The sequence below is a fragment of the Paenibacillus sp. FSL W7-1332 genome (assembly GCF_037969785.1).
Taxonomy (GTDB): Bacteria; Bacillota; Bacilli; order Paenibacillales; family Paenibacillaceae; genus Paenibacillus_AQ.
Genome location: NZ_CP150209.1, coordinates 4,419,069 through 4,439,391, shown reverse-complemented (window position 1 = coordinate 4,439,391; position 20,323 = coordinate 4,419,069). Strand labels below are relative to the sequence as shown.

Here is a 20,323-nt window from a genome sequence, read left to right as displayed (position 1 = left end):
CTAACATGCTTCAAGTAGAAGTCAGGCGACCAAATCGCGGCGATATAAAAGCTATGGAGCATTTTTTCAGGTTCGTAATTACCGATACTTTTGCCAAAGAAGGCTTGGCAGATTTACTGGAGGATATTGAACAGGAGATTGACAGCAAAAATAGGTACCTGAACGCAGATTTTGAAACGAACGGAGAGCAGAGATATTTTCTCATCGGACTGCTAGATAGCAGCATTGTGAGCTGCATCGAGTATGGACCATCTAATGCATTGATCCGGGAAGCTACCGATGGGAGATTGCGTGATGTGGTTGAAATCGGAACGGTATTTGTTCATCCGGATTGCCAACAGCAAGGGATCGGAAATCTAATGTTAAATATCATGTATCTTACGCTTCTCAATAAAGGATTAACGGAATTTTGTTTGGATAGCGGATACTCTCGTGCACAGAAGATATGGAAGAAGAAGCTGGGTGAACCCGATTATGTCCTACAGGACCATTGGGGGAGTGGAGTTGACCATATGATATGGAAACGAAGACTCGCAGATGTTCCAGTTATATTCAGTTTATAAGGCGCTTAATTCCACTAACGAAACAGGGTGAACGGTCTGGTTCAGAGTAAGGAATAATACATTTTATTTATTGAATAAAAATGCATATTAACGTATATTTATTCCTAACATATTTGTAGGAGTGATTTACGTGCATAAGAGAATCGAGGAGCTTACCTTAAACGCTTGGCCAGCGCTCCAAACCTTGACACAACAGGGATGGTTGTTACGATTTGCAGACGGCTATACCAAGAGATCCAACTCAATTCAAGCTCTCTATACGGAGTCTTCGATCGACCTTAATAGCCAGATTGAACATTGTGAGCGTTTATATGTTAAGGCCGGACTTGACGTCGTATTTAAAATCACACCATTCAATCCGCAGGAACTCGATCCTATTTTAGAATCCAGGGGTTATACCCTATTGGATCCTACCAGTCTTCGAGTATTGGCTCACTTGGATGATATGGAGTCCCCATCCCATAAGGAAGTTCAGATCGAAGACAAGCTGACCGATGAATGGCTGGATGTGCTTGCGGACTTAACCGGAATATCTGAGAAGAACAAGGCTGTAAAAAGAAAGCTGTTTAACTATTCCGTGATACAATATGGATTCTTCATCCTATATGATCGCACTGAACCTGTAGCATGCGGAATTGGTGCATTGGAGCAGGGCTATGTAGGAATATATGATTTGGTTACCGCTCCGGCCTGTCGAAATCGTGGGTACGGCAAACAGATAATGTTACATATTCTGCATTGGGCCAAGAAACATGGAGCTACAAGCAGCTATTTACAGGTGGTACAGAATAATTTTGCCGCAAGCCGATTGTACGATCGTCTTCAGTACAAAGAGATCTATTCCTATTGGTACAGGTACAAGCATATCGAAGGATAAGCAGATACAGCCATAATCATGGATGTTCATAAGTCTGCTGCTTACTTGAACAAAGGGTTACTCAATCTGAGGAACGGTTGTATAATCATGGAAGATGACTGAGCGGATGCCCCGACTTTAGATGATGTTATCTAAGTAGGGGTCTTTATAGCTTACGAACTCTTATTTGGCTGCAGATAAAGACATGAAGGTTACTTATTATGCGAAAAGTTGGTGTATCCATGTTTGATTTATCGTCGAAATATTATGACGTGATTTACAGCTTTAAGGATTATGAGCAGGAGGCGCAGCAGGTCCGGCAATATATTAGAAGACAGGGTAAGGATTACCGGACTTTACTCGACGTTGCCTGTGGAACCGCGGAACACGCCTTTTTCTTAAAGCAGCACTATACGATCGATGGTATCGATTTAAATCCGGAATTCGTTTCGATCGCGAAGTCGAAAAATCCGGATGGTCATTATTCGGTTGGCCGACATGACCCGTTTTCGCTTGGACCGGAAATATGATGTGATCCTCTGTCTGTTCAGCTCCATCGGGTATGTGAAAACGCTGGAAATGTTGGTGCAGACCCTAACGCAGTTTAAGGAGCATCTGAACGAGGAGGGTGTCATTCTGGTTGAGCCGTGGCTGACACCGGATGTCTGGACCACAGGAAGAGTGGACACGATCATGACCGAGCGTCGCGGGATCCATATGAGCAGGATGTCCCATTCGGACCGCGAAGGCGATATTTCGATCATGAAAATGGAGTATTTGTTTGGAAGCGAGCATGGAATCGAGCATTATACGGAGGAGCATCGCTTGGGGCTCTTTACCGTGAAAGAGATGATCGAGGCATTCCAGGAAGCGGGCCTTCGCGTGGAGCACGATCCAGAAGGCTTGATTGGAAGAGGGATGTATATTGCACGAAATATGATGTAAGGAGGACCTTGTATTATGTACATCCATAGACCGCTGGCAGACGAGGATTTATCAACGATATGCAGCTTTCCTCAGACGCCAGAGGAGCTGTTTTATGTTAGTCCCAGATCGGAGTTCCCTTGGACGCCGGAGCAAGTCTTGAGTTTGCTGGAAAATCGATATGATCCCACGGTTATTGTTGAAGAATCTAGTGGGCAGGTAGTGGCTTACGCAAATTTTTATGAGGATATTGATCAATCTCTGTGGCTTGGCAATGTTATTGTTGCTCCGTCGCATAGGGGAATGGGAGCCGCACAGAAGCTGTTACAGACCATGATGGATATAGCCAAAGAGAAATATGGAATGACTCGCTTTTATCTTAGCTGCCATAATACCAATTCCAGAGGGCTTGTTTTTTATCATAAACTTGGTTTTGAGCCCTACGATGTCCGTATTACGACGTTAGATGATGATCAGAAGATGATTACCATTCAGATGAGCCTGAATTTGGTCTGAGCTGGAAGGAATATTCAAAGCCGCTCAACTGTTGAGCCTGACGATACTTATACTCGGACCAGTCAATTGATGACATCGTCATGGGCCAGGGAACATAAGCAAATCAATACAGGAGGCTAAATTGAACCACAAGATAAATATCGATGCTCAAGAAATACCCTTTACAATTGAATGTGAGGACATCCTGCTCAGGGAATATATGGTGGAAGATGTTGATGCGATCTTTAAGATCACGCATGAACCGGAGATCAGACAGTTCCTGCCCGGTTGGGATGTACCCAGGGAACAGCGGCTTGAATGGTTAACCAACTATGAAATTGTGGAGAATCGGCAGTTCTTGCAGGCTGTTCAAAACGGCGGGGATGTGGGACAGCTTCGTCTGCGACTAGCCATGGTCTTGAAAGAAACAGACGAATGTATCGGCTGGTGCAATACAGGTCCTAAAGAGGAGCTGCCCCAGCCCAATCGAGAAATTATGTACGGAATCTCGAATCAGCATTACAATAAGGGATATACCACCCAAGCTGTAAGGGCATTAATCCAGTTTTTGTTCCAAAATACAAGCGAGCGCGAGCTGAGTGCATTAGCCGTTCTTCATAATCATGCCTCCAATAAAGTGATCCAAAAATGCGGGTTTAAGTATGTGGGCGAAATTGAGCTTGAGCAGGAGCGGCATCATCTCTATAAACTCCGAAGAGAGAGTTAAGGAGGTATTATGAAACAGCTTGCTTTGGGTGCAGGGTTCTTTATTTTGATCGAATTGCTTCTATTTATGCTCTTCGGAGTAGACGAATGGGTCATGATAATACTGGCAGTAGGGGTAATCATTACATTGTTATTGTTAATACTTGTTCGTCTAACGGAGCTGGTAAAGAGTAACAGGGATCGTCTAAAGCACCAACAAAGGCAGAAGATTCGGGAATTAAATCAACAATCCAGATTGGAATAAGGGTGAGCATGTAAGGAGGGCAGCCGTGCGTTACAACGTTATTTTATTTGATGCAGATGAAACCTTATACGACTATGCCAAGTCGGAGGCTTTTGCGTTATCCGGCGTATTTGGCGAAATTGGTCAGGAGTGCACGGATGCCATCGTAGACAGCTACAGACGCATTAATCAGCAGTTGTGGAGTGATTTTGAGCAGGGGAAGGTTACACAGTGTGAATTGCGTACAGCCAGATTTGAGCGTTTGTTGGCAGAACACGGCATTACGTGCGCCTTGGATGCCGATGCCTTTAGCGATGTTTACATAAAATATTTAGGGCAAGGCTCCTTCCTAATGGAAAGGGCGGAAGAGCTGTGCAGACAACTGACCGAGCGCGGTCAACGGATGGCGATCATTACGAACGGAATTAAGCAGGTGCAGTATAACCGAATTAGCCGGTCGCCGTTATGCGATTCCTTTGAATGCATCATTGTTTCAGAGGATGCAGGGTCCCAAAAGCCTCACGAAGGCATATTCGATTATGCCTTCGATAAGTTGAACCATCCCGACAAGAGCGAGGTTCTTATTGTTGGTGATTCATTAACTTCCGATATACAAGGAGGTATTCGTTACGGGATCGACACCTGCTGGTATAACCCGCTGCGCAAGGCAAACCCGACAGCCATTCAACCTAAATATGAGATTCATTCCCTTATGGAGCTGCACGATATCATTTCATTTGCGTGATCTCTTTGTATCCTGCACCCGATGCGGCTTCGTCGAAGTATTCAATCCCGATGTCCTCAGAGGCCATAAATCCGGAGTGCTGGGAACGGTACTCGATATAATCTGGCGTTAACTAAAAACATTTCATCAAAGGAGTTTGAACATGATACAGGCATTTATTTTTGACATGGATGGGGTTATTATTGACAGTGAACCGCTTCACTTTGAAGTCGATATTCAGGTGATGAACTACTACGGATCGGCGATAACCCATGAACAGCTGGAGCAGTATGTAGGTATGACCAATCCGGAGATGTGGGCAGCCATTAAGGATGAACATCAGCTTACCCAATCCGTTTCGGAAATCATTGAATACCAATTGTCCAATAAAATTGAAATGCTTACTTCCCGGGAAATGGAGCCTATTGATGGCATACGGGAGCTCCTTGCGGAGCTTAAAGCACGAAACATACCGGCGGCTATAGCATCTTCATCGCCACCTGTATTTATTTCAGCCGTTTTGCGTAAGTTTGATCTCCTGGATCATTTTCAATGCGTTGTGAGCGGTGAAGAAGTGGAGAAGGGAAAACCAGCGCCGGATGTATATCTGAAGGCGGCTGAATTGCTCGGTGTGGATCCGGAGCATTGCATGGTGCTTGAGGATGCAAGGCACGGCGTTGCTGCAGCGAAGGCGGCTGGCATGAAATGCATCGGCTTCGTGAACCCGAATTCGGGGAATCAGGACTTATCGCAAGCCGATCATGTGGTGAACTCGGTCCGAGAAGTCCCGCAAATTTGTCAATTTGAATAGCACATGGTCTTAGAACTTGGCAGCCTGGCCGCGCATTGCGGCTAAGCTGTTTTTTTTGTTTTTGGTCCAAATGGTTATAAACTCAACTTATTGATCATAAAACTCGTTTATACTATATCTACTATATCTACTATATTATATCTACTATTAGTATCTAGACCTAAGTCTAGGTTCATTATCGTCTGAAGACGGAAGTCATCCTTTCCCAATCATGATATCCTTTCATTAACATGATTTCGGAGAGGAATGTGAACGGATGAAATTGATTTTAAACGTAACCAACGATATCGCACAGCATACGGGCTGCCAAGTAGGAAGCCTAGCAGAGGAGACAAGGCCAGATGGATTTTTTACGTAATTTAGGCGATATCGGATTATTTATTCATGCTATGATTGATGCGATTATTTTTCCGATTCCGGCTCTTTTCTCGCAATTGTCTTTAAGTGCATTGAGTCCAGACCGTGCGATCTGGCTTGCCACGATCGGATTTGTCGGCTGCCTGATCGGAACGCCGATTGGTTATGGAATCGGCAAGGTTTCCGGAAATTTGGTCTTAACCAAGATCATGAAGAAAAAATGGTACGATTCGGCCACCACATTGTTCACCAAGCATGGGGAAGCCGCTATTCTTGTCGGTGCGTTTACGCCGATTCCGTTCAAAATCTTCACCATCCTCTCCGGTTGTATGAGTTATCCTTTATGGAAACTACTCAGTTACGCAGCCCTCGGGCGTGCCGTGAAGTTCTATACCGTAGGTATCCTGTTCTACGTGTACGGGCGTGCTGCAGAGCATATGGTGGACGGTGTACTTACGATCATTCTACTGTCTGTAGGTGCTCTGATAGGAGGGATCTGGCTGACAGTGCGTCTTATCAAGAACCGCAAGAAGAAACGTGCGGAAGTCCCTGTTGTGCAGGGTCCACCAGAATCGACGGATGTAACGGCAGGTGAAGAGTAATGATAGAACGATTGCGGAGATTCGATCATCGGGTATTCGTCTGGTGCAACCAGACCATCAGCAACAGAGCTTTTGATCGGTTGTTCGGAGGTATCACCCATCTCGGTGGAGCCACCTTCACGATCCTGAGTGCACTGCTCATCGCCTGGGCAGCGTTTGAAGCATGGGACATAACGGCATATCAGAGTGCCATTGCCTTAACCGTTAGCCATCTGATTGTTGTCCTCATCAAGAAGATCGTCAGAAGAGATCGCCCATTCCGGGTTCTGGAGCAGGTGAAGATCGGAAATTTCCCATTGAAGGACTATTCATTCCCGTCAGGACATACCACAGCGATCTTTGCCGTGATTACACCACTGCTCTTTCTGGTATCACCGCTGCCGACGATACTGCTGCTTATCCTGGCTGTGCTGGTCGGTCTATCCCGTATTTATTGGGGATATCATTACCCGACGGATTGTCTCGCAGGCAGTCTGATTGGATTCGGTTCAGGATGGCTGGTCGTTTACCTGATGCATGTCATTGGAATCACATAACGTTAGATAAGGAGTAATATTCATGAGATCCATATATGAGCAAAAAATCATCATATTAACCGGAAGTCTGGGAGAGGGTCACAACCAGGCATCAAAGGCCATTGTGGAATCAGCAAAAAGAAACTACCCTCATCTGCGCGTTAAAGTCATTGATTATATGGAGTTAACCCATCCGCGGCTGCATGTGGCCGGTCAGTTTTTCTTTATGCAGTGGATGAAACATTTCCCATCCGTTTACGGCTATTTATTTCAAAAAACGCGCGAGGAAAACACGCTCATCCATATGCTGAAACGCTTCAGCACCTTCAGTCTTCACAAGCTCAGCACGATGCTGGAAACGGAAAATCCGGCTATCGTGGTCAGCACGTTTCCGCCGGCAGCAGCAGGGATGTCTCTGCTGAAAGGGATGGGCTTTACCAATGTACCGACGGCAACCGTCATGACGGACCATACGGATCACAGCTACTGGATACACGCTCATACGGATTATTACATGGTTGGTTCCGATGTGGTGCAGGTTGCGTTGGAGCGCAAAGGCGTGCCAAGCGAAAAGATTTCTGTAACCGGCATCCCCGTCAATCCGCTGTATAGTCAGCCAATGGATCCCGGACGGCTCCGAGCTCATTATGGCTTGCGTCCATCCGAGCAGGTTGTGTTGATCATGGGCGGCGGAGAAGGGATGATCGATAAAGAAATTATCGAGCTCTTGAAATCAAGGTCATACCCGGAGGATGTTCGGTTTATGGTCGTGTGCGGCCGTAATATGAAGTTGTATCAAGCTCTGCTGGAGGAGTTTGCTGGTCATCCGCAAATCACTGTTATGGGTTATGTGGATCGCATGCATGAATTGATGGCGATAGCGGACCTGATGGTGACAAAACCGGGAGGACTCACGATTTCCGAGGCGTTAACGATGGAGCGGCCGATGCTGTTAGTAAAACCCTTGCCAGGCCAAGAGCAGGATAATGCGGATTATCTGGTTGGAATAGGCGTGGCACGGCAGGCCATGGCCGGTGAATTGAAGCATCAACTGCTGACATTAATTAAGAGTCCGTCCTTGTTGCGAGAGATGAAACGACAGGCCGCCTTGAACACGCATAAAGATTCGGCTTTGCTGGTCCTGACAAGACTGATGGATATACAGCAGAATCAGCGCTTTTCCCGTGAATGGTCTGAAGAGGTGAATCCGGTGCCCTACGAGGTCCTGAACAGAGAAGTTTATGTGAATGAGACGCTACAACACTACTATGACAGTTATCGGTAAGATGAAGGAGTTTTCCCCATGAATTTGTTTGAATTGGTTGAGCAGTTATTTGAACAATATGGTTATCTAGTGTTATTGATTGGGCTCCCCCTTGATTTTATTGCTCTTCCAATTCCTCCTGGAAACAGCACATTGACCTATACCGGTTTTTTAACCTATAAAGGAATTATCGATATGGTTCCTGCAGTTGGATCTGCTTTTATGGGAGCGGCCATGGGGTTAACCATTACCTATATCCTGGGATACAAACTCGGGATGCCGCTTATCGAGCGATATGGAAAATGGCTGTTTATCAAGCCGTCCCTTGTAGAGAAGACGCAGGTCTATTACAACAAATATGGAAATAAGCTGCTCATTATTTGTTTTTTCATACCCGGGGTCAGGCAGTTTATCGGGTATTTTATCGGCATGATTCGGGTTCCCTATCGGACGGTGTGGCTGTATGGATATACGGGCGTGGCTGCATGGGTATTGGCTTTTTTCAGCATTGGTTTTATATTCGGCGAGCAGTGGCAGTACATTCTGAACGTGGTGGAGCATTATTTGAAAGTGATCTTCATTTGCCTGGCCAGTTCATTTGTCGTTTTGCTGGTGTGGAGTCGTATAAAACGCGAGAAGGCCAAGAAGTTGGCCAAAGTGACCAGGAATGAATAATGATATAATTAAAATGAATACTTGCAAAAGATGGCCCAGCAATGTGGATGCATGGATCTGTGCTGGGTTTTTAGATTTAGGACGAGCCTGGCGGAATTTATGATATATTCTAAATAAGTCAACGGCAGCGCATACATAACGAGTTAGAAAAAATACGGGTGTAGTTAGGGGCAGACCATGAGCAAAGTCATACCTTTATTCAGAGTGTTCGATGAACCGAAGGCAAGGGAATTCTATATTCACTATCTTGGTTTTACTTTGGATTGGGAACACCGCTTTGATGAAACGGCACCGCTTTACATGCAAATATCAAAGGAATCGGTAACGATTCATTTGACGGAGCATTACGGTGACTGTTCCCCGGGAGCAGCCATTCGCGTGGAGATGGCGGGGATTGAGGGGTTTCACGAACAGCTGTTAAACCAGAACTATCCGTATTCCAGACCCGGGATAGAGATTGCGCCATGGAACAGCAAAGAGCTATGTGTCACAGATCCATTCGGCAACCGAATCACTTTTTACGAGGAGTTGGAACCCAAGTGAAGAAGCTAAACAGGATGCGATTTGAACAAGCCAGGCAATATATGCTGCACCGGGCCAGGGATCTTGAACGGTCATTGTTCCGGTATGATTTCGAGAACGGGTCGTTTACGGACGTGTTGACTGAGTTGGATAGCTATCAGAATGAGGACGGTGGATATGGTCATGGACTTGAACCTGATCTTCGGTGCAGAGAGTCATCTGCTCTGGCAACAACCAGAGCGCTGGAGATTCTTCGCTTGAATCCAGATCATCCGGAGCGGAACGAACGGGTGATATCCGCTTTAAAGTTTCTCGAGCATTCCTATGTACCAGAACGGTCAGGGTGGGATATCATCCCTAAGGAAGCCGAGCAGTCTCCAAGGGCGATATGGTGGCAGTATGGTGCCTTCAAAGATCATTGGGGAAATCCGAATGCGGATATTATCGCCTATTTTATCGACGAGCGGGAGTTATACCCTTTGGAGTTTTTGGAATCAAGGATTGATTATGCTGTGAACTACCTGAAACAATCCAGCGATCTTCATGAAATGCATGAATTGTTTTGTTATTTGCGTTTGAACGAAAGATTGTCAACAGAACAGGCGTCCGAGATCGGAGAAACACTTGAGGTCTTCATGGATCATTGCATAAGCAGGGATCCTGGCAGCCGCGAGGGATACGGAGCAACGCCCCTCAGCATTATGGATTCGCCGGATTCGCCCTATTTTGCTAAATACCGCGAGCTTCTTCCGCTGGAACTGGATGAGCTTATAGGGAATCAAGGGGAAGATGGTGCCTGGGAGCCCAATTGGAGCTGGTACCAGTACGAAGAGGTATGGCCGTTGGCCAAGGAGGAATGGAAGGGCGTTCTGACATGGAATGCACTTCGGACGCTGCGTAATTTTGAACGGATTGAGGGAGTTTGACATCGGATTCCTGGATAAAACAGAAATGGCTCGGTTCCCATACAGCGGACGAGCCATTTTTTTAATGTAGTGGGTGAAAGCATGAATCCATATAAAATCCATAACATGTCGATATTTAAGTGAGTGTCTTGCAAGAGGAAGCAAACAAGTAAAGTCGGCGTAATCCTTCCTCGATTTCTTCGGATGACAGGTTTCCATAACCTAACACGATACCGGTTGTACAGAGGGGGCTAGAGGATGAAATTCTGTAATTCGATACAGGCTCAACACGGAACCCATAGGAAGCCGTGTCATTCCATGGAAGAAGGGCGTAGGGCTGTGGATGGAAAATAATCTGTAGATGCATTCCCGCATCATCGCCGAGAACGGAAATATCTGCTCCGAATAAGTCCTGAAGCTGCTCCGTCATGACATTGCGCCGTTTCTTGTACATTTTCTTCATCGTATGGATATGCCGTTCCAGATACCCATCCAACATGAATTGGCTTAATGCTTTTTGAATGATGTACGGAGTATGTAAATTCAATTTATCTTTCACTTCGGCAATGGTATCGCTTAGACTCGGTGGTACAATCATAAATCCGATCCGAAGGCTGGGCGACAGCGTTTTGCTGAATGTTCCTACATAGATAACCCTTGAAGGCGACAGCGTCTGTAGAGGAGGCACAGGGATCCCTCGAAGCCGGAACTCGCTGTCATAATCATCCTCGATAGCGAAAGAGTCGGCTTCCTCCAGCATCCCTATGATCTGATGTCTCCGCTGAATGGATAATACGCTGCCGGTTGGAAATTGATGTGATGGCGTTAATAAAACCAGATGACCTGGAGCTATACTCGACAAGGCGTCGACGCGCATACCGCTATGATCAACTTCGACCGGAACAAGATTATAGTTCATCGTCTGAAAAATATCCCGGGTAATATCGATTGTCGGGTCTTCGATATAGATGGAATGAAACTTGGAAGATAACGATTTGGCAAGGAGAAGGAACCCTTCAGTGGCACCGGACACAATCACAATTTGTTCGGGTGAGCATTGGATGCCTTTAGCCCGGAATACATAGTCGCAGATGGCAGAGCGCAGCGTCGAATCCCCTTTGATGTGACCGTAATCATGGTCTTCATATTCGGAAGATTCAGAGGCTGCTTTCAAATACTTGGCCCAGATGTGTCGTGGAAACATGTTGCGATCGGGAACGCCCGTGGCAAAATCAATGACGTGTTCATGCTGAGTGGTTGTCTGCCCCTGGAACGGCTGCTTGCTCGAAGAGGGAGCGGTACGCGGATTGGGAACGGGGATGATACCTTCCGCTACATAGGTGCCGGAGCCTACACGCCCCTCCAGATATCCTTCAGCCGTCAGCTGCTCATATACCTCAATGACGACATTGCGCGCAATCCCCCATTCTTTTGCCAGAACGCGCGTAGGAAGCAGACGAGTTCCGGCTGTCAGTTGTCCCGATTCGATGATCCTTCGCAGCTGCTGACATATCTGACGGGTTACCGTCAGTTTAGATTCACGATCGATCTGAATGCCGTACACCGTATCCCTCCTCTAAATGGTTCCTCCAAATTCGTTATCATTGGATCTCATCAGAGACCATTCTCCTTATTATAATGATGACGAACTGATTCGAAAAGGGAGGAAATATAACAATGAAACGAATGTTAGGCAGATCGCAAATATCGGTAAGTCCGCTCGGTCTGGGCTGCTGGGCCATAGGCGGGAAATTTACATTGGACGGCTTGGCGGATGGATGGGGAGAGGTGAATGAACGCGAATCCATAGCGGGGATTCACGCTGCGTTGGAACGGGGCGTTAACTTTTTTGATACTGCAGATGTATACGGAACGGGCCATAGTGAACGGGTCCTGGGCCAAGCGTTAAAGGGAAGGCGGCAGGATGCGGTGATTGCCACCAAATTCGGTTTTACGTATGATGAGTCAACAAAGGAGGTTTTCACTCGTCACAATGTTTCAGCGGATTATGTCCGCAGCGCTTGCGAGCGATCACTTCAACGCCTGGACACTGATTATATCGATGTCTATCAAATTCATGTAGGCGGATTAAGTCTTGGCGAGGTGGAGTCGGTGATTGATACCTTGAACGGTCTTCGTCAAGATGGGCTGATCCGAACATATGGCTGGAGTACATGGGATGTGGCCAATGCCGAATGGTTTGCTCGAAAATCGGAAGCCGCGGCAATTCAACATGTGCTGAATGTTCTCAGTGACGACAAGGAGATGCTTGCCCTCTGTGAGCGTTACGGTTTAGCAAGCATCAATAATACACCTTTGGCTATGGGGCTCTTAAGCGGGAAATTCAACCATGACTCCAGGTTCAGTGATCAAGATGTAAGGGGGAGCGGTCACGATTGGGTTTCCTATTTCAAGGATGGTAAACCGGTACCATCGTTTCTGGCTAAACTTGAGGCGGTTCGAGAGATTTTAACCAGTGAAGATCGGACTTTGGTGCAAGGGGCGCTGGCATGGATTTGGGGGCGAAGCCACGTCGCGATCCCGATTCCGGGTTTTAAAACGAGGAAGCAAGTGGAGGAATTGACTGGGGCCGCTCTTTTCGGACCACTATCGGACGGTCAAATAAACGAAATTGAAGATATAATGGGCTCGTTGTAAAATGCTATTATCATTACTGTACGAATGATTCAAAAAATGATGGTCTAGGAGTGAGGGAATATGGACTTGAGATACCCGATAGGACAATTTGAATGGGAAGGGCCATCGACGCCTGAACAGAGGGAACTTTGGATTCAAGAGATTAAGAGCCTGCCGGAGAAACTGAGGGCTGCCGTGCAGGGGCTAAGCCAGGAACAGCTGGATTTATCATATCGAGATGGAGGCTGGAGCATCCGACAGGTCGTTCACCATCTGGCCGACAGTCATATGAACAGCTATATCCGGTTCAAACTTGCTTTGACGGAAGACAACCCAACGGTTAAGCCTTATGACGAGCAGAAGTGGGCAGCCCTTGAGGATTCAATGACGGCGGATGTTGATGCTTCACTCGTTTTGATTGATGGCATACACGCCAGATGGGTCGCTTTATTAGACATCATGAATACCGAGGACTATCTCAGAACGTTCTATCACCCCGAGAACCAGCGAAAAACGAGCCTGGAATACGCAACGGGCATGTACGCCTGGCACGGTAAACATCATACTGCACATATCACAACTGCAAGAGAACGCTTGAAACTGTGAGTTTTCAGATGATTCTGCTCCGTCAACTGGCGGAGTTTTTGTTTGCCATCATGTCGTGATATCTAACTTGATTGTCGCAATTTTACACTGTGAATCGGGCGGTTCGTGTGATAGATTAATGGCATGATGTCTTAATATTAGATACTGAGGTGACGAGAATGATTAGAATCGGAAAAATTAGTTATTGGCATGTACACGCGTGGGATTATACGAAACAAGCGCAGGAGCATCCGGATGCTCAAATCGTAGCGGTATGGGATGAGAACCCGGGGCGCGGAAGAGAAGCTGCAGAGAAGCAAGGCGTACCTTTTTATGAGTCCCTGGACGACATGCTGCAAAGTGACGATATCGATGCCGTGATCGTGGATGCTCCGACATCCATGCACAGAGAAGTCATGTTGAAAGCTGCGGCGGCAGGCAAACACATATTCACGGAAAAAGTAATTGCGGCCACCCTGCAAGAGGTCAACGATATCATCAATGCCGTGAATGAGCACCAGGTCAAATTAACGGTATCGCTACCGCGGCTGAATGACGGCTATACCTTGGCGATCCGCGAGGTATTGCAGCAAGAGCTGCTTGGCACCGTAACACTCGTTCGTGTACGCTTGTCTCATAATGGCGCGACTGCCGGTTGGCTGCCTGAGCATTTCTACAGCCTGGAGGAGTGTCGTGGAGGCGCATTAATCGATCTGGGATGCCATCCGATGTATTTGACACGCTTGTTCCTCGGTGAAGAAGCGGTTGATGTCCATGCGAATTTCGGATACATCACGGGTAAAGAGGTGGAAGACAACGCCGTTGCTACGCTTTCTACGGCTACGGGAGCTGTCGGTGTGGTTGAAGCCGGATTTGTAAACAACTTCTCGCCATTTACAATTGAAATTCATGGTACGGACGGAACGATTCTGTACGGAACGCCTGACGACAAACTTCTTATTCGTTCAACGAAAAAAGAAGAGTACAAGGATGCCTGGGTAGAGCTGCCGGTGCCTGCCAATCGTGCAAGTGCATTTGAGCAATGGATTTCCCATATTCAAGAAGATACCATTGCAGAGGAAAATATCGCATATGCGGTTGAATTAACCAAACTGATGGAAGCCTCCAACCGTTCGGCCAAAGAGCATCGCGCCATTCGCTTGGATGAACTGCAAGCATAAGAGCATAAGATACAGGGATGATGCATCAGGATGAATAACCATTTTCCATACGAATTGATGAAAGATCGGCAGGATGCCTTGGAGCGACTTGACCTGAGAGTTTATTGGGGACGTTATGAGATCCGTGTTCTTCGGTTTCATCTCACCACCTTTCCGCCAGGAAAGATTGTCTCTTTCCATAAGCATGCGGAGTATGAATTTCATTTCATACCCCGCGGCAAGGGGAGCGTTATTATGGAAGAAGAGCCTTATGCGCTGCGGGAAGGCATGTTTTATCTAACAGGTCCGAATGTGCTTCATTATCAGGAGGCGGATGCAGCGGAGCCGATGGATGAATTATGTCTGCACGTGGACATTATTCCGCGCGATGAGGTATCCGATCATGAGAGTCCGGCACTGCCTCCTTCGGATCCATGGGAAATGGCGGAAGCCGATGACTGTATGGAGAAGCTGAGAGGATTACCGCTGAAGCCAACGATGGATATCCATCGTGCGATGCCTTATTTCCTTGAGGCTTATCAGGCTTCTCAAGAGAAGTATTCGGGTCTGTATACAACGATTAAGCAGTGCATTATTCAGATACTGCTGCGCGCTGTACGCGCATATGAATCCGAGCCATCGGAAGCGGAACTGCCTTCACGGGATATGAAGGCTTACCGCTATCAATTGGCACTGGAGTATATTCATGCGAACTCTTCGGGAGAGGTTGTATTGGATGACGTCGCGGAGAAGCTGCATATCAGCTCAAGACAGCTGCAGCGAATATTCAAGGAGCAAGCGGAAGGGCAGTCCTTCAGCGAAATACTGGAGCATGTCCGCCTTGAAGCCGTATGCAGGAAGCTGATCGATACCAATTGGTCGATTGATAAAATCGCAATACACGAAGGCTTCTCAAGCGGAAGTTATTTGCATACCGTATTTCGAAAGAGATATGGATATACGCCATCAACATATCGGGCAATGAATGTGAAATTGTAGGGGGAGTATCAGCCATGAGCAAAACCATTCGAATTGGAATTATTGGAAGCGGCGGCATTGCGGGGGAGCATGCAAAATATTATAAACAAATCGACGATGTGCAGATTGTCGCTGTAGCTGATATTTTACCCGGCAGAGCCGATCAATTTATTGAGCGCTGGGGGCTTCAGGGAGCGATCGGATTTGATGATCACCGCAGATTGTTGGATCTCGACCTGGATGGCGTGAGCATCTGTACGCCAAACGTTGCGCATTATAGCACCACGGTTGATGCGCTGTCAGCGGGCAAACACGTAATGCTCGAGAAACCGATGTCGGTCACGTTGGATGAAGCCATCGAGATGGTTCAGATTTCGAAAAAAACCGGGAATATGCTCAACGTCGGCTTCCAGCCGCGTTATGATCCGAATATGGGCATCATTAAGAATCTGATTCAAAAGGGCGAGCTAGGAAAAGTGTATTATGTGGAAACCGGAGGCGGCCGCCGCCGTGGAATGCCGGGTGGAACGTTTGTCCGGCAGGAGATTTCAGGGGCAGGCGCCATGGCGGACATTGGCTGTTATTCCTTGGACATGGCCCTGAACGCGCTTGGATATCCCAAGCCGTTAACGGTATCCGCGTATACATCGAATTATTTTGGAACAAATCCCAAATACCACTCCGAATCCAGTGCGTTTAATGTTGAGGATTTCGGCGTAGCGATGATTCGATTCGAAGGAGACCTTGTGCTTAACTTCAAAACGTCATGGGCTATGCATATGGATACCCTGGGGGCGACGATGTTCCTGGGCACGGATGCGGGCATGAAGATTACCCCGGCAGGTTCAGGCCCTTGGAGCGGTGTGTGGGACGGGAAGGTAGGATCAATCTCCATGTTCCATGATATCCAAGGTCATCATACCGAAAGCGCCATACCGCTGGTCCATCATGAGCTTAACGTATTCCAGGAGAAAATCAAGGATTTCGTAAGCGCTGTGCGTGAAGGCAAGCCGGCGCCGATCCCGGGAGAGCAGGTGCTTCGGAATCAAGCGATTCTGGACGGTATTTTGCGTTCTTCCCAGAGCAAAAAAGAGGTTGAGATTCATATTCCGGACTTGGATTGATAGTGAGAAAGCCGCGCTTGCAGCGCGGCTTTTTTATGTGCATGATTATACATGCGAGGTGATATTTTTAACATATAAAGCTTCCATTTTTTAGATGGATATGATAGTATGAATGCGAACAATTGTTCCTCGAACGTTTTGGAATGGCCCCATACATAATATCCGGAATGAAGGATGGTGCAGACCTGATGACTGATCGATATGCTGAAATCGATGAGGTAATCGCGTATATTCACAACAATATTTATGAGCCCCTTCCGTTATCAACACTGGCGAATTACATAGGATACAGCCCATATCATTTTTCACGTATATTTAAGGATCGAATCGGACTGCCACCATTATATTACGTGTCCTCGCTTCGTTTGGAGAAGGCGAAGGATTTGCTATTACATACACATCTGAGTATCCGGGATATCGCCATGGAGATCGGTCAGCAGAGTCTGGGCACATTTACGACACGCTTCACGGAAAGAGTAGGCGTGACCCCTTCCCAGTTTCGAAACTCGAAGGAAGAGGCGGACGAGCATTTGTCATCCCTGCAGAAACTGAACAGCTGGCGTGACTCCATACCGGTCGAGAATCCCAATCTGACAGTAGAAGGCACGATAGAGGCAATGGCTCCATTTCAGGGCGTGATCTTGATCGGGCTGTTTGCCAAGCCGATTCCCGAAGGGCTTCCGTTATACGGAACTTTGTTACCTTCCGTCGGCTCGTTTCGGTTCGGCGACGTCAGTCCCGGAACGTATTATCTGATGGCTACTTCGGTACCATGGGGCATGCAGGCGGTCGATTTTTTGCTTCCAAAGTCTACCACACTGCGTACCCGTTCGAAGGAACCTATTATCGTTACCCCAAACGCTAAGACTCCGCATCTTCATGTAACTTTGCATGTTCCCCGGCTGGATGATCCGCCGATATTGATTTCTTTGCCATTATTAATGAATCACTTCCTCAAAAGGGTTGCTCCCATGATCCGTTAGATGAGGGATATGATCGGTGCCCTATGCATTTCGTTGACATTTGAGTTCCGATTCCTGATACTAAAATAAGTGCAAACGGCTTAGGCAGTAGTAGGTAGTAAAAAGGTAAGAACGAGAGATTTGAGGTGGCCTTTGTGATTGTTGTAAGCTCATGTTTAGCCGGTTTGAAGGTTCGTTATAACGCTACGGACAGCCTGGATACGAATATTCAGCAGCTGGTTGAAGCAAAGAAAGCCGTGGCCGTATGTCCCGAACTGCTTGGCGGATTCTCAACTCCACGGGAGCCGGCGGAGATCGTTGGAGGAAACGGAGATGATGTATTGGCAGGGCATGCTAGAGTGGTTGAGCTATCCGGGAAAGACGTGACCGAGATGTATATAAAAGGTGCATACCAAACGCTTCGAATGGCACAAGAGCTCGGAGCTTTGCTGATCGTATTAAAAGAGAGCAGTCCTTCCTGCGGAAGCTCCATGATTTATAATGGAGAATTTGCCAATGAGAAAACAGCCGGTTATGGCGTGACAACGGCTCTGCTGCGCAAGGAAGGCTATACGGTTATTTCGGAGCATGAGCTTAATGCATATGCAGTACAACCGGAATACGCCACGCTTTTTACTGCGAGATAAATCATGCGTCTTGGTTTATGTATTTTCGTCCTGCTCTAAAATTATGATAGAATGATCCTATCGACTGCTTGCATGTTGTGATTCTTTATATTGGAGGGAACTATGGAACTCATAAATCAAACCGAAGTACAACAAATGATTGATAAATTGAAGGACCAGGATTTATATATTCATCTTGAGATGACGACAGGCGCTTATGCTGCCCATTATGACAGCACGAAGCATCCCGCGGCTAACTTTATTACGAATGCAATCATTCGTTACAGCCACGGTTCGATATCCGGCAATGGACCCTATCGGGTTGGATTGAAAATGAGTCAGGGTTGGGTATATACCGAAGGACTCACCCATTTCGAACAGACGGATACCGACCGGCTGATTATGGCAGGTCATGACAGTCAGGGCAAACTGGTTGTCGCTTTGCAGTTGAGCCGGGAGCCTTTTTAATAGAGAGAGGAGACGAGGATTGATGGAGCAAAACATACTGGTCGTATTGCCGCACCCGGATGATGAAGCATTTGGTTTGTCCGGTACGCTGGCTAAATATATTATGGAAGGCGCTCATGTTACCTATGCCTGCTTAACGCTTGGGGAGATGGGCCGTAATATGGGCATTCCACCGTTTGCGAACCGTATCACCCTTCCAACCATTCGCAAAGCAGAGCTGGAGGAATCCTGCAAAGCTATAGGCATACAGGATTTGAGATTGCTTGGTTTCCATGATAAAACGATTGAATTCGAGGATCAAAATAAGCTGGATAGCGTGATTGCCTCTCTGCTTCAGGAGATAAAGCCATCGCTGGTGTTCACGTTTTACCCTGGATATAGCGTCCACCCTGACCATGACGCAACGGGCGCGGCCGTAATCCGCACGATTCAGCGGATGCCGGCAGGAGATAGACCTGTCGTTCAATGTCTGGCATTCTCCAACAATTGTGAGCAAGAATTGGGTAAACCGGATGTTTATCAAGATGTATCCATGTTCATGGTACAGAAGCTGAACTCCATTCAAGCCCATCGCTCTCAATTCCAGGCAGCAGAGCTGCTAGGCAAGAAACAGATGAAGGCCAAGGAAGTGGAACAGCGCTTCGGTACGGAACGTTTCTGGACCTATACATTTGCATAAAATCCCACCATGGGATGATCCATAAAAAGAGCCGCAGAATCAGCATCTGCGGCTCTTTTGCATGGTTTGGAATCGAGTGCTTTGTTTGAAGATGACAGCCTTCAGGGAAGATTTCACTTCATTTGCTATCTAGGAGGCTCTACGATTAAGCATTAGATATTAGGGGCTGCTGATGGATAAAGGATAGAGGGTGCCCTTCATGCAGAAGGAGGTCTTGCCCGTCTCCTCCGATACAACGAGGACCAAGGCATCACTGATCTCGGACAAGCCAATGGCTGCACGGTGACGCGTGCCGAGCTTACGATCCCCATACGTTTTGGCTGTTAAAGGCAACACGTTCGCGGCGGAAATAATCATCTCTTTACGTACAAGCACGGCTCCATCGTGCAGCGGGCTGTCTGGAACGAAGATGGATTCAAGCAGGGGACTTGTGATTTCTGCGGACAAGGGAATCCCTGGCGTCATTAACGAATCAAGTCCATCTTCCCGTTGAATCACAATGAGCGCACCCCGTTTTTTTTGACTGAGATGATATATGGATTTCGCGATTTCTTGATATTTGCTGGTGAAGGGGAAGAGAAAACAATTGAGATAATACGTAGAAGAAATCGATTCTGCTTCTAAAAATTTTGTTCTGACATGATCCAGCTCACCCAGCAGACATGAACTGTCCTGGTCCAAATTGAGAATGATATGCTGTAATTGCCTTGTGATATCTGTGAGCTGTTCCTTCAATTTGTTTTTCAGCGGCGTAAAATTGCAATCATGATTTAACATCCGAAATCTTCCTCCTTATGATTGGTATCATTGCCATTCGGAGATATCGATATTCTCTATCGTAAACAGGGTCGGGTTTCGCTTGTAGTAAAGCCCGGAAAATCGATTTATTAGTAAAACTGATAAATGCTATAAGAACATTGTAATTGACCGGTTCAGGTAAGC

General features: G+C 46.9%; 27 protein-coding genes. 25 read left to right on the top strand and 2 right to left on the bottom strand.

What is annotated here, in order from left to right; all coding sequences use genetic code 11:
• Window positions 1-5 precede the first annotated feature (5 nt).
• From MKX98_RS19785 to MKX98_RS19710, 16 genes are all read left to right on the top strand, one after another.
• The gene (locus MKX98_RS19785; RefSeq protein WP_339218022.1) at window positions 6-563 is read left to right on the top strand and encodes a GNAT family N-acetyltransferase; all 558 of its coding nucleotides are present in this window, start codon (window positions 6-8) and stop codon (window positions 561-563) included.
• Between the two features lie 130 nt (window positions 564-693).
• Complete coding sequence (locus tag MKX98_RS19780; RefSeq protein WP_339218021.1) at window positions 694-1,440, top strand: GNAT family N-acetyltransferase; 747 nt, start codon at window positions 694-696, stop codon at window positions 1,438-1,440.
• Between the two features lie 200 nt (window positions 1,441-1,640).
• Window positions 1,641-1,949: a class I SAM-dependent methyltransferase gene (locus MKX98_RS19775; RefSeq protein ID WP_339218020.1), complete on the top strand. Its 309-nt coding sequence runs from the start codon at window positions 1,641-1,643 to the stop codon at window positions 1,947-1,949.
• Window positions 1,894-2,364 carry a hypothetical protein gene (locus MKX98_RS19770; RefSeq protein WP_339218019.1) on the top strand — a complete coding sequence of 157 codons (471 nt, stop codon included), beginning with the start codon at window positions 1,894-1,896 and terminating at the stop codon, window positions 2,362-2,364. Before MKX98_RS19775 ends, MKX98_RS19770 begins: the two co-directional genes overlap by 56 nt.
• Before the next feature lie 15 nt (window positions 2,365-2,379).
• On the top strand, window positions 2,380-2,859 hold the full coding sequence (locus tag MKX98_RS19765; RefSeq protein WP_339218018.1) for a GNAT family N-acetyltransferase: 480 nt from the start codon (window positions 2,380-2,382) through the stop codon (window positions 2,857-2,859).
• A gap of 121 nt (window positions 2,860-2,980) precedes the next feature.
• Window positions 2,981-3,565 (top strand): GNAT family N-acetyltransferase, encoded by a 585-nt coding sequence (locus MKX98_RS19760; RefSeq protein WP_259445218.1) that lies wholly within the window; start codon window positions 2,981-2,983, stop codon window positions 3,563-3,565.
• A 9-nt stretch (window positions 3,566-3,574) separates the two neighbouring features.
• On the top strand, window positions 3,575-3,808 hold the full coding sequence (locus tag MKX98_RS19755; protein ID WP_339218017.1) for a hypothetical protein: 234 nt from the start codon (window positions 3,575-3,577) through the stop codon (window positions 3,806-3,808).
• A 25-nt stretch (window positions 3,809-3,833) separates the two neighbouring features.
• Window positions 3,834-4,532, top strand: coding sequence for a YjjG family noncanonical pyrimidine nucleotidase (locus tag MKX98_RS19750; protein ID WP_339218016.1), 699 nt, complete (start codon window positions 3,834-3,836; stop codon window positions 4,530-4,532).
• A complete protein-coding gene (locus tag MKX98_RS19745) occupies window positions 4,483-4,644 on the top strand; it encodes a zinc ribbon domain-containing protein (RefSeq protein ID WP_339218015.1) in 162 nt (53 codons plus the stop codon). Before MKX98_RS19750 ends, MKX98_RS19745 begins: the two co-directional genes overlap by 50 nt.
• Window positions 4,645-4,674: 30 nt before the next feature.
• Window positions 4,675-5,322, top strand: coding sequence for an HAD family phosphatase (locus tag MKX98_RS19740; protein WP_339218014.1), 648 nt, complete (start codon window positions 4,675-4,677; stop codon window positions 5,320-5,322).
• Window positions 5,323-5,663: 341 nt separating this feature from the next.
• A complete protein-coding gene (locus MKX98_RS19735) occupies window positions 5,664-6,281 on the top strand; it encodes a VTT domain-containing protein (RefSeq protein WP_194543255.1) in 618 nt (205 codons plus the stop codon).
• Window positions 6,281-6,817: a phosphatase PAP2 family protein gene (locus MKX98_RS19730; protein ID WP_194543254.1), complete on the top strand. Its 537-nt coding sequence runs from the start codon at window positions 6,281-6,283 to the stop codon at window positions 6,815-6,817. The genes MKX98_RS19735 and MKX98_RS19730 overlap by 1 nt, the downstream gene beginning before the upstream one ends.
• 22 nt (window positions 6,818-6,839) lie before the next feature.
• Window positions 6,840-8,081, top strand: a complete 1,242-nt coding sequence (locus tag MKX98_RS19725) for a glycosyltransferase (RefSeq protein ID WP_220684827.1) — start codon at window positions 6,840-6,842, stop codon at window positions 8,079-8,081.
• Between the two features lie 18 nt (window positions 8,082-8,099).
• Window positions 8,100-8,735 carry a DedA family protein gene (locus MKX98_RS19720; RefSeq protein ID WP_220684828.1) on the top strand — a complete coding sequence of 212 codons (636 nt, stop codon included), beginning with the start codon at window positions 8,100-8,102 and terminating at the stop codon, window positions 8,733-8,735.
• 177 nt (window positions 8,736-8,912) lie between these two features.
• On the top strand, window positions 8,913-9,278 hold the full coding sequence (locus MKX98_RS19715; protein WP_194543251.1) for a glyoxalase superfamily protein: 366 nt from the start codon (window positions 8,913-8,915) through the stop codon (window positions 9,276-9,278).
• A complete protein-coding gene (locus tag MKX98_RS19710; RefSeq protein ID WP_339218013.1) occupies window positions 9,275-10,183 on the top strand; it encodes a hypothetical protein in 909 nt (302 codons plus the stop codon). Before MKX98_RS19715 ends, MKX98_RS19710 begins: the two co-directional genes overlap by 4 nt.
• A gap of 115 nt (window positions 10,184-10,298) precedes the next feature.
• Here MKX98_RS19710 and MKX98_RS19705 read toward each other — a convergent pair whose 3' ends face one another.
• The gene (locus tag MKX98_RS19705; RefSeq protein ID WP_339218012.1) at window positions 10,299-11,726 is read right to left on the bottom strand and encodes a PLP-dependent aminotransferase family protein; all 1,428 of its coding nucleotides are present in this window, start codon (window positions 11,724-11,726) and stop codon (window positions 10,299-10,301) included.
• 113 nt (window positions 11,727-11,839) lie between these two features.
• Between MKX98_RS19705 and MKX98_RS19700 the strand changes: the two genes are divergently transcribed.
• The 9 genes from MKX98_RS19700 to bshB2 all read left to right on the top strand — a co-directional run bounded on the left by MKX98_RS19700 (window position 11,840) and on the right by bshB2 (window position 19,381).
• A complete protein-coding gene (locus MKX98_RS19700; RefSeq protein ID WP_194543248.1) occupies window positions 11,840-12,820 on the top strand; it encodes an aldo/keto reductase in 981 nt (326 codons plus the stop codon).
• A 60-nt stretch (window positions 12,821-12,880) separates the two neighbouring features.
• The gene (locus tag MKX98_RS19695; protein WP_339218011.1) at window positions 12,881-13,405 is read left to right on the top strand and encodes a YfiT family bacillithiol transferase; all 525 of its coding nucleotides are present in this window, start codon (window positions 12,881-12,883) and stop codon (window positions 13,403-13,405) included.
• A gap of 158 nt (window positions 13,406-13,563) precedes the next feature.
• Complete coding sequence (locus tag MKX98_RS19690) at window positions 13,564-14,565, top strand: Gfo/Idh/MocA family oxidoreductase (RefSeq protein WP_194543246.1); 1,002 nt, start codon at window positions 13,564-13,566, stop codon at window positions 14,563-14,565.
• A gap of 30 nt (window positions 14,566-14,595) precedes the next feature.
• Complete coding sequence (locus MKX98_RS19685) at window positions 14,596-15,543, top strand: AraC family transcriptional regulator (protein WP_194543245.1); 948 nt, start codon at window positions 14,596-14,598, stop codon at window positions 15,541-15,543.
• Between the two features lie 14 nt (window positions 15,544-15,557).
• On the top strand, window positions 15,558-16,646 hold the full coding sequence (locus MKX98_RS19680; RefSeq protein ID WP_071218625.1) for a Gfo/Idh/MocA family oxidoreductase: 1,089 nt from the start codon (window positions 15,558-15,560) through the stop codon (window positions 16,644-16,646).
• Window positions 16,647-16,834: 188 nt separating this feature from the next.
• Entirely contained in the window at window positions 16,835-17,629 is a 795-nt protein-coding gene (locus MKX98_RS19675; RefSeq protein WP_339218010.1) for an AraC family transcriptional regulator, read from the top strand.
• Window positions 17,630-17,763: 134 nt separating this feature from the next.
• On the top strand, window positions 17,764-18,255 hold the full coding sequence (locus MKX98_RS19670) for a DUF523 domain-containing protein (protein ID WP_194543243.1): 492 nt from the start codon (window positions 17,764-17,766) through the stop codon (window positions 18,253-18,255).
• A gap of 102 nt (window positions 18,256-18,357) precedes the next feature.
• Window positions 18,358-18,702 carry a YojF family protein gene (locus tag MKX98_RS19665; protein WP_071218620.1) on the top strand — a complete coding sequence of 115 codons (345 nt, stop codon included), beginning with the start codon at window positions 18,358-18,360 and terminating at the stop codon, window positions 18,700-18,702.
• A gap of 22 nt (window positions 18,703-18,724) precedes the next feature.
• Window positions 18,725-19,381, top strand: a complete 657-nt coding sequence (gene bshB2 / locus MKX98_RS19660; protein ID WP_113061801.1) for a bacillithiol biosynthesis deacetylase BshB2 — start codon at window positions 18,725-18,727, stop codon at window positions 19,379-19,381.
• Between the two features lie 159 nt (window positions 19,382-19,540).
• Here the strand turns inward: bshB2 and cdaS are convergent, their stop codons facing one another.
• Window positions 19,541-20,158, bottom strand: coding sequence for a sporulation-specific diadenylate cyclase CdaS (gene cdaS / locus MKX98_RS19655; protein ID WP_194543242.1), 618 nt, complete (start codon window positions 20,156-20,158; stop codon window positions 19,541-19,543).
• Window positions 20,159-20,323 lie beyond the last annotated feature (165 nt).